Below are 12,827 nucleotides of genomic sequence, written 5' to 3'. Positions count from 1 at the left end.
CGGCAGATCACACCCCGCTTTGGCGGGGTTTTTTGTGGCCCGACGCTAGCCCGTCGCCCCAGCCCAGATTATTTCCCGCCGCCGCAAACAGAATCAGCAGGCCTCCGACCAACTGCACCGGCGTCAGCGCATGGTGAAAGACCAGATAATCGACGACTATCGCCACAAGCGGATAGATAAAGGAGAGCGAACCGGTTATGGGCGTCGGCAGTTTCTGAATCGCACTGTAGAGCAGCTGGTACATAATACCGGTATGCACAATGCCCAGAATCAGCAGGTAGCGCCAGGGGAACCCGGCGGTGACATCGGGGGCGTGAACCAGCGGTAGCAGCATGATTGTCCCGACGATAACCTGAATAAAGGCAATATGCTGAGGCGGAAGCGGCCGCAGCTTGCGGGCGATCATCGCGGTTAAGGCGTAGAAAAAGGCGGCGCCAAGGGCCAGCGCAATACCCGTAGCCAGCTGGCTGCCATGAGCCTGCATCAGCTCGCTGGAGAGCAGGACGACCACGCCGAAAAAAGCCAATGTTAACCAGCCCCATTTCATCAGCGTCACCCGCTCGCCAGTCAGCATCCCCATCAGTACCAGCATAAACGGCTGAGTGTTATACACCACGGTAGCCATGCCAATCGAAATTCGGGCGTAAGCGGCAAACAGCAGCAGCCAGTTAATGACCAGCGCGATGCCGCCGAGGATCGCCAGCAGCAACGTTAGCCGCGTGAGCTGGCTGAACGGCTGGCGGCTGAAAGAGATAAACCCCAGTAAGGTCAGGGCGCCAATCAGGCAACGCCAGAAGACCACATCGATAACCGGCAAGCCGGAGAGTAAAACGAAGGCGCCGATCGAACCCGAAATGATCATCGCCAGACTCATTTGCCAGACGCCCGTTACTGTATGTGCCATTTTTCTACCTCCGTGATGATGCCAATATTGTCGTTAATCTGCTGACAGGTTGATATGCATGATCTAAGGTAAAAGGCGAGTATTGCTTTTATTTATCAGGTAAAACGAATGGAACACTTAATTGATAATATCGACCGCGCCATTCTGGCCTGTCTGGCGGAAGATGCGCGCATATCGCTCAAGGTGTTGAGCGCGCGGGTGGGGTTGACGTCACCCAGTACCGCAGAGCGGGTGAAGCGACTGGAGGAGCGCGGGGTGATTCAGGGATACGGCGCCCGGGTTAACCTTGCGGCGCTCGGTTATACCCTGCAGGCGCTGGTCCGCGTCAGACCGCTGCCGGGCTTGCTGCAGAAGGTCGATAAATATATCCAGGCAATGCCAGAATGTATCGAATGTGACAAGGTTACGGGCGAGGATTGTTTCGTGATGCGCCTGGTGGTGCGGGATATTGCGCAGCTTGATACCCTGCTGGATGGCCTGGCAGAACATGCCCAGTGTAATACTTCGATAGTAAAAAGCTCGCCGGTAACCCGCCGTCTGCCGCCGATGTAACGTCACTGAATAGCAGTATCAATGTGTTAACGATTTTGCTTGATTCGGAGCTAACTGCCACATGGGCAGAATAGAGTGCAAACGCGATGAGGTTAGCTAAGAAGTTACGGGAAGATGATGGTGGTGGGGGAAGGATGACTCAGCGCGTTGCGCTTCGCCCTTCGGGTCGTTGCCTGCGGCAACGCTTTCTCGCTATCGCTCGAATCGAACCTTGATCGAAGTTTCTCATCCTTCCCTGCATGGGCAGAATAGCGTGCAAACGCGATGAATTTAGCTGAGAAGTTACGGGAAGATGATGGTGGTGGGGGAAGGATTCGAACCTTCGAAGTCGATGACGGCAGATTTACAGTCTGCTCCCTTTGGCCGCTCGGGAACCCCACCAGGGGTAATTTCAGATGACAACATTCAGCGGAGTGAATGGTGGTGGGGGAAGGATTATTCGTCGCTTCGCGCCTCACCTTTCGGGCCGTTGCCTGCGGCAACGTTCTCTCGCTTGCGCTCGAGTCGAACCTTAATCGAAGGTTCTTACCCTTCCCGACAAGTGCAAACCTTGCTGAGATTTGCCGGGGTTACCACATTACTGTGGTGAATAATGGTGGTGGGGGAAGGATTCGAACCTTCGAAGTCGATGACGGCAGATTTACAGTCTGCTCCCTTTGGCCGCTCGGGAACCCCACCACGGGGTAATGCATAATACTGGCCTGCTTCCTTCTGGGGAAGCGGGGCGCATCATATCAAATGATGCGCCCCTGTAAAGCTTTCCGTTGATAAAATTAAACTGGTTGCCTGAAATTTACGCGTAAAGGTCTAATGCTAACCAGTTCATTTCATTATCGATTAAAGAATAATCGTTCGGTTGCCGTAAACAAACACGCGCTGAGCCAGAACCTGATACAGCGCGCGGCTCAGCACATTCTTTTCAACATCGCGCCCCGCGCGCATCATATCTTCCGCCGTATAGGTGTGATCGACATGAATTACATCCTGCATAATGATCGGGCCTTCATCCAGGTTGTCGTTAACGTAGTGGGCGGTAGCGCCGATGATCTTCACGCCGCGCTCATAGGCCTGATGATAAGGACGGGCGCCAATAAAGGCTGGCAGGAAGGAGTGATGAATGTTGATAATCTGGTTCGGGAAGCGGGAAACGAATTCCGGCGTCAGAACGCGCATATACTTCGCCAGCACCACATAATCCGGCGCATAGGATTCAATGGCGTCGCCCATCAGCTTGTCGTGTTCTTCGCGCGTCAGTCCTTCGTGGCTGACCAGCTGGAACGGAATATCAAAACGTTCAACCAGCGAGCGCAGGGTTTCATGGTTGCCGATGACCGCCGCAATCTCAACATCCAGGCCGCCATAGTTGGCTTTCATCAGCAGATCGCCCAGACAGTGTGCCTCTTTGGTGACCAGGATCACCACGCGACGGCGGCCAGCGGGGGTTAGTTCGCGTATAGAGCCTTCCGGCAGCGCGCTATCAAGGTCGGCGAGCAGAATGGCGTCATTAAAAATACCTTCCAGTTCGGTACGCATAAAGAAGCGACCGGTACGGTGATCGACAAACTCGTTGTTCTGCACGATATTCAGCTCGTGCTTGTAACAAATATTCGTGATACGCGCGATGAGTCCTTTCTGGTCAGGGCAAATGGTGCGTAGTACTTTACGTTGTAATGAATGCATCGCGAGGAAAATCCTGTAGTGTTTGCTATTGCCGGCGCCAGCTTTACTGGCCGCAGCATTTTTTAAATTTTTTACCTGAACCGCAAGGGCAGGGGTCGTTACGACCAATCAGCGGTCGTGTGCCGTCGATATAATACCACCGTCCATTTTCTTTTAAGAATCTGGAACGTTCAATAATCGCGCCGGGGCGGTTATCGTCGTGGTATCGCGCGATGAAACTGACGAATCCCTCGTTGGGGTGACGGCCTTCATCGGTAGCAAATACGGTTAAGCCTTGCCACTGCGTTTTAGCGAACCCCTTTTCCAGATCGTCCCGGAAGTGCTGTGGCTGGCAGGAAGGGTGCCAGGTGGCGATCAGGTAATCGGCATCCTTCATGACAAACGCGCTATAGCGAGATCGCATCAGCTGTGAGGGATCCGGTGCGGGCAACGAGCCGGTCAGATATCGCTGACAACATAAGCTATACTCCAGAGCGCTGCCACAAGGGCATAATGGCGACAAAGCGGCCTCCATGGAAAAAGAATCACGGCGCATCGGCGCCAAAGTGTTTTATGTTAACTGAGCTGTGGCAATGATGCCATGCTCGGAGTGGAAGGAAGTATATCGGTCATAATGAGAAAGCTTAAAATTGGTCTGGCGTTAGGGGCGGGAGCTGCCCGCGGGTGGTCGCATATAGGGACGATTAAAGCGCTACAGCGCGCGGGCATTGAAATTGATATCGTCGCAGGATGTTCAATCGGTGCGCTGGTGGGGGCCGCCTTTGCCTGCAATCGGCTTCCGGTCCTTGAGAAATGGGTCTCCTCTTTTAGTAACTGGGACGTGCTGCGGTTGATGGATCTTTCCTGGCGTCGCGGTGGCCTGCTGCGCGGTGAGCGCGTATTCAATCAGTTCCGACAGGTATTGCCCGTCTCCGATATTGAGCGCTGCGACCGTCGCTTTGCTGCGGTGGCGACCAATTTAAGCACCGGCCGCGAATTGTGGTTTACCGAGGGCGATCTGCACCAGGCCGTGCGCGCCTCCTGCAGCATGCCGGGCCTGATGTCACCGGTCATGCATAATGGCTACTGGCTGGTCGATGGCGCGGTAGTCAACCCCGTTCCGGTTTCCCTGGCGCGCGCGCTGGGGGCGGATATCGTGATTGCCGTCGACTTACAGCACGATGCGCATCTGATGCAGCAGGATTTGTGGTCCATTGAAAAACCTCAGCCTGAAGAAGACAAAGATTTTTCCTGGCATGCGAGGATTCGCGCGCGTCTGAGCGGAATGACCTCCCGTCGCGCGGCGACGCCAACGGCGATGGAGATTATGTCGACCTCTATTCAGGTGCTGGAAAATCGCCTGAAACGCAATCGGATGGCGGGCGATCCTCCCGATATTCTGCTGCAGCCTTTTTGCCCACAAATATCCACGCTTGATTTTCATCGTGCCGGTGAGGCGATTGCTGCCGGACATCAGGCGGTTGAAAAGAAGATGGATGAGCTACTACCCTTGGTGCGCACTGCGGTGTGACGCCATTTAACCAGGACTTAAGTAAATTCTGACAGGCGATAGTGTGAATTGCATGCCACTATTTAACTATCGTCAGCCAGAGGAGAGATCATGACGCAGCCATTGGCGGGAAAACTGATTCTGATAGTTGAAGACGAAGCCGTTTTCCGCTCACTCTTGCACTCCTGGCTAACCTCACTGGGCGCGACAACGGCACTGGCGGGGGATGGCGTGGAAGCGCTCCAGAAGATGGCCGAGTCCAAACCCGACCTGATGATTTGCGACATCTCTATGCCGCGAATGAATGGTCTTGAGCTGGTGGAGCAGCTACGCAACCGGGGCGAAACGCTGCCGATTCTGATGATTTCGGCAACGGAAAATATGGCCGATATTGCCAGGGCGTTGCGCCTTGGCGTCCAGGATGTGTTGCTAAAGCCGGTAAAAGATTTCAACCGCCTGCGGGAAACGGTGTATGCCTGTCTGTATCCCAATATGTTCAACTCGCGGGTTGAGGAAGAAGAACGGTTGTTTGAGGACTGGGACGCGCTGGTTAGCGACCCTACCGCAGCGTCAAGGCTGCTGCAGGAGCTTCAGCCTCCGGTACAGCAAGAAATTTCGAAGTGCCGTATTCATTATCGTCAACTGGTGTCGGCGGATAAACCCGGTCTGGTGCTCGATATTGCGCCATTATCAGAAAATGATCTGGCCTTCTATTGTCTGGATGTCACACGAGCAGGAGATAATGGGGTGCTGGCGGCGCTGTTGCTGCGGGCTTTGTTTAATGGATTGCTTCAGGAGCAGCTGGCCCATCAGGGGCAGCGCCTGCCGGAAATGGGGAGCCTGTTGAAACAGGTTAACCAATTACTGCGTCAGGCCAATTTACCTGGGCAATTTCCATTGCTGGTGGGTTATTACCATAGCGGTCTGAAAAATTTGATATTGGTATCCGCAGGTCTGAATGGCACACTCAATACCGGAGAACATCAAATTCAGATTAGCAATGGCGTTCCGTTAGGGACATTGGGTAACGCTTATCTCAACCAAATTAGCCAGCGCTGCGCATCATGGCAGTGCCAAATTTGGGGGGCCGGAGGGCGTTTGCGACTGATGTTGTCTGCGGAATGAACAATTACCTGTTTTTTTAAGCTGGTAGGATTACCGGGTAATCTTTTGCGGTGGTACTATCATTGCGTTTTATAAGTAAAGTCCTAATTCGAGGGAACACAAACCTTTTCAGACCAGGTTTGCCTGAGTGGACTGATATACTCGACACGTTATTATTAACGAAAAGTTTAAAAAACGAACAGTCCAGGAGATTTCAATGGCTGCCCTTAATTCTAAAGTAAGAAAAGCTGTTATCCCGGTTGCGGGATTAGGTACCAGGATGCTACCCGCCACCAAGGCTATTCCGAAAGAAATGCTGCCACTGGTAGATAAGCCTTTAATTCAGTACGTTGTTAACGAATGCATCGCAGCCGGAATTACTGAAATTGTTCTGGTGACCCATTCGTCTAAAAACTCTATCGAAAACCATTTCGATACCAGTTTTGAACTGGAAGCGATGCTGGAAAAACGTGTTAAACGTCAGCTGCTGGAAGAAGTTCAGTCTATTTGTCCGCCGCATGTCACCATTATGCAGGTCCGTCAGGGTCTGGCTAAAGGTCTGGGCCACGCGGTACTGTGCGCGCACCCGGTGGTGGGTGACGAGCCGGTCGCGGTTATTCTGCCAGACGTTATTCTGGATGAATTCGAGTCGGATCTTTCCCGTGATAACCTGGCCGAAATGATCTCCCGTTTTGATGAAACAGGATCCAGCCAGATTATGGTTGAGCCTGTCGCTGATGTTACCGCCTACGGCGTTGTCGACTGTAAAGGCGAGTCCCTGCAGCCGGGCGAAAGCGTCCCGATGGTGGGTGTGGTTGAGAAGCCGAAAGCCGATGTGGCGCCGTCTAACCTTGCTGTCGTCGGTCGCTATGTGCTGAGCGCGGACATTTGGCCGCTGCTGGCAAAAACGCCTCCGGGAGCCGGGGATGAAATCCAGCTGACCGATGCGATCGACATGCTGATCGAGAAAGAGACGGTTGAGGCCTATCATATGAAAGGTAAGAGCCACGACTGCGGTAATAAACTGGGCTATATGCAGGCGTTTGTGGAATATGGCGTGCGCCATAAATCCCTCGGCGCAGATTTTAAAGCCTGGCTGGAAAAAGCAGTAGCTAAGTAATCGTTTTCAGCATAATGATAAACCGGGAGCGAATTTCGTTTCCCGGTTTTTTTATATCGCCGGACGCAGATAAAAAAAATCCCGCCGAAGCGGGATTTTTCAAATACAGCTGATCGATTACAGCAGGAAATCGTCCAGGGTTTTACCCTGCTCGTCCATGGCTTTTTTGATCACTGCCGGGGTGCGGCCTTGACCTGTCCAGGTTTTGGTTTCGCCGTTTTCATCAACGTAGCTGTATTTAGCCGGGCGCGCAGCGCGTTTAGCTTTGGTACCCGCTTTGACTGCCGCCATGGTGCTCAGCAGTTCGTTCGGATCAATACCATCTGCAATCAGCATTTCACGGTATTGTTGCAGTTTACGAGTACGCTCTTCAATTTCTGCAGCTGCAGCGCTTTCTTCTTCGCGACGTTCGTTAACGACAACTTCTAATTTTTCCAGCATTTCTTCTAGCGTTTCAAGGGTGCATTCTCTTGCCTGCGCACGAAGAGTACGGATGTTGTTCAAAATTTTAAGTGCTTCGCTCATTGTAGTAATCTCAAACTTATATTGTGGGGTGGTTTGTTGGAGTAATAATAGAGCGATATAATCAGATGTGCAATAGGGGAGAATGTAAGGAATTCAAAATTACTTGTTATTTGTCGTGGTAATTAATTAATTTAAGTTAAATTCTACGTGCGACTTCACATCTTTTTTGCTTATAGCCTGACCTGAATCCTGCGCTAAAACCCTGAGATAGTATGCTTTTCTCTGTTGCCCGGGAGTAAAATTATACTTTGCAGGGATAAATATCCCTCTTGAGTATTAGCGTATTAGTAACGGCAATCTTTAATATAATCGGGTGAGCAAAAAACGTTATAGCGGGCTGGCGCCTGCTACGATTCGCACAAAAGGACAATCGTAGGGGGCCAACAAGGAGGGCTGTACAAATTGCCGGCACCCGCATTCAATTAAAAAAGCGTAATCTATCAGCAGGGGGGGACGAGCATAGCGTATGCCGCTATACCCATGCTGAAAGGGGGGATAGCACGGGAAAATATGCTACAATTTTGCCGCGATAAAACACACTGATTGGGGTGATGCAGCCGATGGCTCAACTTTATTTCTACTATTCTGCAATGAATGCAGGTAAGTCGACCGCTTTGTTACAGTCGTCATACAATTATCAAGAGCGAGGCATGCGTGCCCTGGTTTATACCGCCGAGATTGATGACCGCTTTGGTTCAGGTAAGGTCAGTTCAAGAATTGGTCTCTCCTCGCCAGCCCGGCTGTTTAACCCTCAAACCTCGCTCTTTAGCGATATTGCGGCCGAACATGCGCAACAGCCTGTTCATTGTGTCCTGGTGGATGAGAGTCAGTTTCTGACCCGCGAGCAGGTACATGAATTGTCTGAAGTCGTCGATCGCCTGGATATTCCGGTGTTGTGCTACGGCCTGCGTACGGATTTCCGTGGCGAGTTGTTTATTGGTAGTCAGTATTTATTAGCATGGTCCGATAAGCTGGTTGAATTAAAAACGATCTGCTTCTGCGGACGTAAAGCGAGCATGGTGCTGCGTCTCGATCAGGAAGGGCGGCCATATAATGAAGGTGAGCAGGTGGTGATTGGCGGGAATGAACGCTATGTTTCCGTTTGCCGTAAACATTATAAAGAAGCCTTAAGTGAAGGCTCGCTGACCCGGGTGCAGAGTAAACATCGCCCCTGCTAATCGTACAGATCATTCCCCTCCCAGGCGCCTGTATGGCGCCTGCTGCGTCTTCCTGCCGTGAACCGATACCCTGACTTTTATCCAGAACTGGTTACGCCTGAAACGCTTGCTGCTGCCGATGTTCCGTGATGGACTTCTCCTGGCCGGGTATCAACGGCATGAGGGCGTTGCGACCCTGATTGTGCTCCTGTGCCGCCGAAAACAAAGCTCTACCAGCGGTATCGTGGATACCCAGGTCGCAAATGCGCATCAGGAAAAAGCGTTTGCTATCGCTCATCTCATCTTCTCTGGCGGAAGGGGATAAAAAAAAGCCCCATCCGGAGATGGGGCTTTTTACCAGCGTTATCAGAGTCGATTAAGCAGATTTCTTCGCTTTTTTATCGGCTTTTGGTGCGGCTGCGGTTTCTTTCTTCGCGGCAGTTTCACCTTCGCTGAACTCGTTACCGTAGAAGGTATCCAGCAGAATCTGTTTCAGCTCGGCGATCAGCGGGTAGCGCGGGTTTGCGCCGGTGCACTGGTCATCGAATGCATCTTCAGACAGCTTGTCAACGTGGGCCAGGAAGTCAGCTTCCTGTACACCAGCTTCACGGATAGACTTAGGAATACCCAGTTCAGCCTTCAGGCTTTCCAGCCATGCCAGCAGTTTTTCAATTTTCGCTGCGGTACGGTCGCCCGGTGCGCTCAGACCCAGGTGGTCAGCGATTTCAGCGTAGCGACGGCGTGCCTGCGGACGGTCGTACTGGCTGAATGCAGTCTGCTTGGTCGGGTTGTCATTCGCGTTGTAACGAATCACGTTACAAATCAGCAGGGCGTTAGCCAGGCCGTGCGGAATATGGAACTGAGAACCCAGTTTGTGCGCCATGGAGTGACATACGCCGAGGAAGGCGTTAGCAAACGCGATACCGGCGATAGTCGCTGCACTGTGCACACGCTCACGTGCTACCGGGTTCTTAGAACCTTCGTGGTAGGACGCTGGCAGGTACTCTTTCAGCAGTTTCAGCGCCTGCAGAGCCTGGCCGTCGGAGAACTCAGATGCCAGTACGGAAACATAGGCTTCCAGGGCGTGAGTCACGGCGTCAAGACCACCGAAAGCACACAGGGACTTCGGCATATCCATCACGAGGTTAGCATCGACAATCGCCACATCCGGAGTCAGCGCGTAGTCAGCCAGCGGATATTTCTGACCGGTTGCATCGTCGGTAACAACTGCGAATGGCGTAACTTCAGAACCGGTACCGGAAGTGGTGGTGACGGCGATCATCTTCGCTTTCACGCCCATTTTCGGGAACTTGTAGATACGTTTACGGATGTCCATAAAGCGCAGCGCCAGGTCTTCGAAGTGGGTTTCCGGATGTTCGTACATGACCCACATGATTTTCGCGGCATCCATCGGGGAACCACCGCCCAGGGCGATGATAACGTCCGGCTTGAAGGAGTTAGCCAGATCCGCACCTTTACGTACTACGCTCAGGGTCGGGTCAGCTTCAACTTCGAAGAAGACTTCAGTCTCAACGCCGGATGCTTTCAGCACGGAGGTGATCTGGTCTGCATAACCGTTGTTGAACAGGAAGCGGTCAGTCACAATCAGCGCGCGTTTGTGACCATCAGTAATCACTTCATCCAGTGCGATTGGCAGTGAGCCACGACGGAAGTAGATAGATTTCGGAAGTTTGTGCCACAACATGTTTTCAGCTCGCTTAGCAACGGTTTTCTTGTTGATCAGATGTTTCGGACCAACGTTTTCAGAGATGGAGTTACCACCCCAGGAACCACAACCCAGAGTCAGGGAAGGCGCGAGTTTAAAGTTGTACAGGTCACCGATACCACCCTGAGAAGCCGGGGTGTTAATCAGGATACGTGCGGTTTTCATCATCTGGCCGAAGTAGGCAACGCGAGCCGGCTGGTTGTCCTGGTCGGTGTACAGGCAAGAGGTATGACCGATACCGCCCATTGCCACCAGTTTTTCAGCTTTATCAACAGCATCTTCGAAGTTCTTCGCGCGGTACATGGCCAGCGTCGGAGACAGTTTTTCGTGAGCAAACGGCTCGCTCTCATCAACGTCGGTCACTTCACCAATCAGAATCTTGGTGGTAGCCGGAACGGTGAAGCCTGCCAGTTCAGCAATTTTGTATGCCGGCTGACCTACGATTGCCGCGTTCAGCGCGCCATTTTTCAGGATGATGTCCTGAACGGCTTTCAGCTCTTTGCCCTGCAGCAGGTAGCCGCCGTGGCTGGCGAAACGTTCGCGAACGGCGTCATAGACGGAGTCAACAACGACCACTGACTGCTCAGACGCACAGATAACGCCGTTATCAAAGGTTTTAGACATCAGTACGGAAGCGACCGCACGCTTAACGTCTGCAGTTTCATCAATAACGACCGGAGTGTTACCTGCACCTACGCCGATAGCCGGTTTACCGGAGCTATAAGCTGCTTTAACCATGCCTGGACCACCGGTCGCGAGGATCAGGTTAATGTCAGGGTGATGCATCAGCGCGTTAGACAGCTCAACGGAAGGCTGGTCGATCCAACCGATCAGATCTTTCGGCGCGCCTGCCGCGATAGCAGCCTGCAGAACGATATCTGCCGCTTTGTTGGTGGCATCTTTCGCACGCGGATGTGGAGAGAAGATGATCGCGTTACGCGTCTTCAGGCTGATCAGTGATTTGAAGATTGCTGTGGAAGTCGGGTTAGTCGTCGGAACGATACCGCAGATAATGCCGATCGGTTCGGCGATAGTGATAGTCCCGAAAGTGTCGTCTTCAGAGAGAACACCGCAGGTCTTTTCATCTTTATAGGCGTTATAGATATATTCGGAAGCGAAGTGGTTTTTGATAACCTTGTCTTCGACAATGCCCATGCCAGATTCGGCTACGGCCATTTTTGCGAGAGGGATTCGAGCATCTGCGGCGGCCAAAGCGGCGGCACGGAAGATCTTATCAACTTGTTCTTGAGTGAAACTGGCATATTCACGCTGGGCTTTTTTTACGCGCTCTACGAGTGCGTTAAGTTCAGCGACATTAGTAACAGCCATAATGCTCTCCTGATAATGTTAAACTTTTTTAGTAAATCAGTAGCTCGATTCGACAGTATAGACAGGCTGTTAACAGCTTGCATCTAAATGTTAAGGTGCCGTTTCTGGCGCCGCTGGCTTCATTGATTTACTAAAGAAGCTTGATCTTTTTAATTCTCAGGTACCGCTATGCTGCACTCTTTTGGTGTGAACAAGGTTACTCACTTCTGAGTACAATTTACGTGATTTAGATCAAGTTTACGTGAAGCTGACACCTTTCAGCAGCCTATTTTTTGACCAGTCAAATCAAGTGTAATAATTGGTATGCAAACTAAGTGAATAAGTAACCGAGGGAAACAAATAGATAACATGCCATTTTGTCGCCGCTGTACGTATATTTGAGATGAATTATGCTGCTAAAAAGCGTATCTTCTGCGCGAATATTTTATGTGGCTAACTGTCAACAGCCATTTTTAATGATGCTGCGGAGCGCACTGTGACTCTACCGTTGTTTGATTTTTCAACTTACTTCAAGTTTTTCATCGGGTTATTTGCGCTGGTTAACCCGGTAGGCATCATCCCGGTTTTCATTAGTATGACCAGTTATCAGACGGCCGTGATCCGCAATAAGACCAACCTGACGGCGAATCTTTCGGTTGCCATTATTCTGCTGACGTCGCTTTTTCTCGGTGACTCGATTTTGCAAATTTTCGGCATCTCTATTGACTCATTCCGTATTGCCGGCGGGATCCTGGTCGTGACGATTGCGATGTCGATGATCAGCGGCAAACTCGGCGAGGATAAGCAAAACAAGCAGGAAAAATCAGAAACCGCAATTCGTGAAAGTATTGGCGTCGTGCCGTTGGCGCTGCCGTTGATGGCAGGGCCGGGCGCAATCAGCTCGACTATCGTCTGGGGAACGCGCTACCACACGGTAACCTACCTGTTAGGGTTTTCCCTTGCCATTGCCCTGTTTGCCTTATGCTGCTGGGGGATTTTCCGCATGGCGCCGTGGTTGGTGCGCCTGTTAGGGCAGACGGGTATCAACGTCATCACGCGTATTATGGGGCTATTGCTGATGGCGCTGGGGATTGAGTTTATCGTCACCGGAATAAAAGCGCTGTTTCCTGGCCTGGTCAGTTAAACGAGCCCGCGCGATGCGGAGCCCGGTGCTCCGCGTTTGCTTCATTATTAGCAAAACATATCAATTAAGCGGATAACACGCGATAAGATAGCTTTCCGTAATGTCTTTAAATATTGTT

The 12,827-nt window shown here is 51.8% G+C and carries 12 protein-coding genes, 2 tRNA genes and 2 other RNA genes; 6 read left to right on the top strand and 10 right to left on the bottom strand.

All coding sequences use genetic code 11. The annotated features are described in order from the left end of the window. Positions 1 to 7: 7 nt before the first annotated feature. Positions 8 to 904, bottom strand: coding sequence for a DMT family transporter (locus BV390_RS14375; protein ID WP_032687116.1), 897 nt, complete (start codon positions 902 to 904; stop codon positions 8 to 10). Between the two features lie 108 nt (positions 905 to 1,012). Between BV390_RS14375 and BV390_RS14370 the strand changes: the two genes are divergently transcribed. Continuing rightward, positions 1,013 to 1,456 carry an Lrp/AsnC family transcriptional regulator gene (locus tag BV390_RS14370; protein WP_004863438.1) on the top strand — a complete coding sequence of 148 codons (444 nt, stop codon included), beginning with the start codon at positions 1,013 to 1,015 and terminating at the stop codon, positions 1,454 to 1,456. A gap of 118 nt (positions 1,457 to 1,574) precedes the next feature. On the opposite strand, the gene BV390_RS14365 is transcribed toward BV390_RS14370, so the two are convergent. The 6 genes from BV390_RS14365 to BV390_RS14340 all read right to left on the bottom strand — a co-directional run bounded on the left by BV390_RS14365 (position 1,575) and on the right by BV390_RS14340 (position 3,638). Then, positions 1,575 to 1,706, bottom strand: a non-coding RNA gene (locus tag BV390_RS14365) — RtT sRNA. Positions 1,707 to 1,752: 46 nt separating this feature from the next. Next, positions 1,753 to 1,837: transfer RNA gene (locus BV390_RS14360), tRNA-Tyr, on the bottom strand. A gap of 37 nt (positions 1,838 to 1,874) precedes the next feature. Then, a non-coding RNA gene (locus BV390_RS14355) (RtT sRNA) lies at positions 1,875 to 2,006 on the bottom strand. A gap of 43 nt (positions 2,007 to 2,049) precedes the next feature. Then, positions 2,050 to 2,134 (bottom strand) — tRNA-Tyr (locus tag BV390_RS14350). A gap of 159 nt (positions 2,135 to 2,293) precedes the next feature. After that, entirely contained in the window at positions 2,294 to 3,136 is an 843-nt protein-coding gene (gene purU, locus BV390_RS14345; RefSeq protein ID WP_004863432.1) for a formyltetrahydrofolate deformylase, read from the bottom strand. Positions 3,137 to 3,179: 43 nt separating this feature from the next. Continuing rightward, positions 3,180 to 3,638, bottom strand: a complete 459-nt coding sequence (locus BV390_RS14340) for a YchJ family protein (protein ID WP_046852334.1) — start codon at positions 3,636 to 3,638, stop codon at positions 3,180 to 3,182. Between the two features lie 111 nt (positions 3,639 to 3,749). Here BV390_RS14340 and rssA point away from each other — a divergent pair, with 111 nt between their 5' ends. The 3 genes from rssA to galU all read left to right on the top strand — a co-directional run bounded on the left by rssA (position 3,750) and on the right by galU (position 6,849). Continuing rightward, on the top strand, positions 3,750 to 4,646 hold the full coding sequence (gene rssA / locus BV390_RS14335; protein WP_032687118.1) for a patatin-like phospholipase RssA: 897 nt from the start codon (positions 3,750 to 3,752) through the stop codon (positions 4,644 to 4,646). 90 nt (positions 4,647 to 4,736) lie between these two features. Beyond that, entirely contained in the window at positions 4,737 to 5,750 is a 1,014-nt protein-coding gene (gene rssB / locus BV390_RS14330; protein WP_032687119.1) for a two-component system response regulator RssB, read from the top strand. Positions 5,751 to 5,946: 196 nt separating this feature from the next. Then, the gene (gene galU / locus BV390_RS14325; RefSeq protein WP_032687120.1) at positions 5,947 to 6,849 is read left to right on the top strand and encodes a UTP--glucose-1-phosphate uridylyltransferase GalU; all 903 of its coding nucleotides are present in this window, start codon (positions 5,947 to 5,949) and stop codon (positions 6,847 to 6,849) included. Positions 6,850 to 6,966: 117 nt separating this feature from the next. Here galU and hns read toward each other — a convergent pair whose 3' ends face one another. After that, positions 6,967 to 7,374, bottom strand: a complete 408-nt coding sequence (hns, locus tag BV390_RS14320) for a histone-like nucleoid-structuring protein H-NS (protein WP_004863421.1) — start codon at positions 7,372 to 7,374, stop codon at positions 6,967 to 6,969. Between the two features lie 560 nt (positions 7,375 to 7,934). Between hns and tdk the strand changes: the two genes are divergently transcribed. Then, complete coding sequence (tdk, locus tag BV390_RS14315; protein ID WP_015584099.1) at positions 7,935 to 8,552, top strand: thymidine kinase; 618 nt, start codon at positions 7,935 to 7,937, stop codon at positions 8,550 to 8,552. A gap of 91 nt (positions 8,553 to 8,643) precedes the next feature. On the opposite strand, the gene BV390_RS14310 is transcribed toward tdk, so the two are convergent. Together BV390_RS14310 and adhE are read right to left on the bottom strand one after the other, a co-directional pair. Then, positions 8,644 to 8,829 (bottom strand): hypothetical protein, encoded by a 186-nt coding sequence (locus tag BV390_RS14310; protein ID WP_085397051.1) that lies wholly within the window; start codon positions 8,827 to 8,829, stop codon positions 8,644 to 8,646. Between the two features lie 78 nt (positions 8,830 to 8,907). Further along, positions 8,908 to 11,586, bottom strand: a complete 2,679-nt coding sequence (adhE, locus tag BV390_RS14305) for a bifunctional acetaldehyde-CoA/alcohol dehydrogenase (RefSeq protein ID WP_004863415.1) — start codon at positions 11,584 to 11,586, stop codon at positions 8,908 to 8,910. Positions 11,587 to 12,061: 475 nt separating this feature from the next. Here adhE and BV390_RS14295 point away from each other — a divergent pair, with 475 nt between their 5' ends. Further along, a complete protein-coding gene (locus BV390_RS14295; RefSeq protein WP_004863410.1) occupies positions 12,062 to 12,709 on the top strand; it encodes a YchE family NAAT transporter in 648 nt (215 codons plus the stop codon). Positions 12,710 to 12,827 lie beyond the last annotated feature (118 nt).

This window comes from Klebsiella sp. YJ, from assembly GCF_002108615.1.
Classification (GTDB): Bacteria; Pseudomonadota; Gammaproteobacteria; order Enterobacterales; family Enterobacteriaceae; genus Klebsiella; species Klebsiella planticola.
This window is presented reverse-complemented; position numbering and strand designations above follow the sequence as displayed.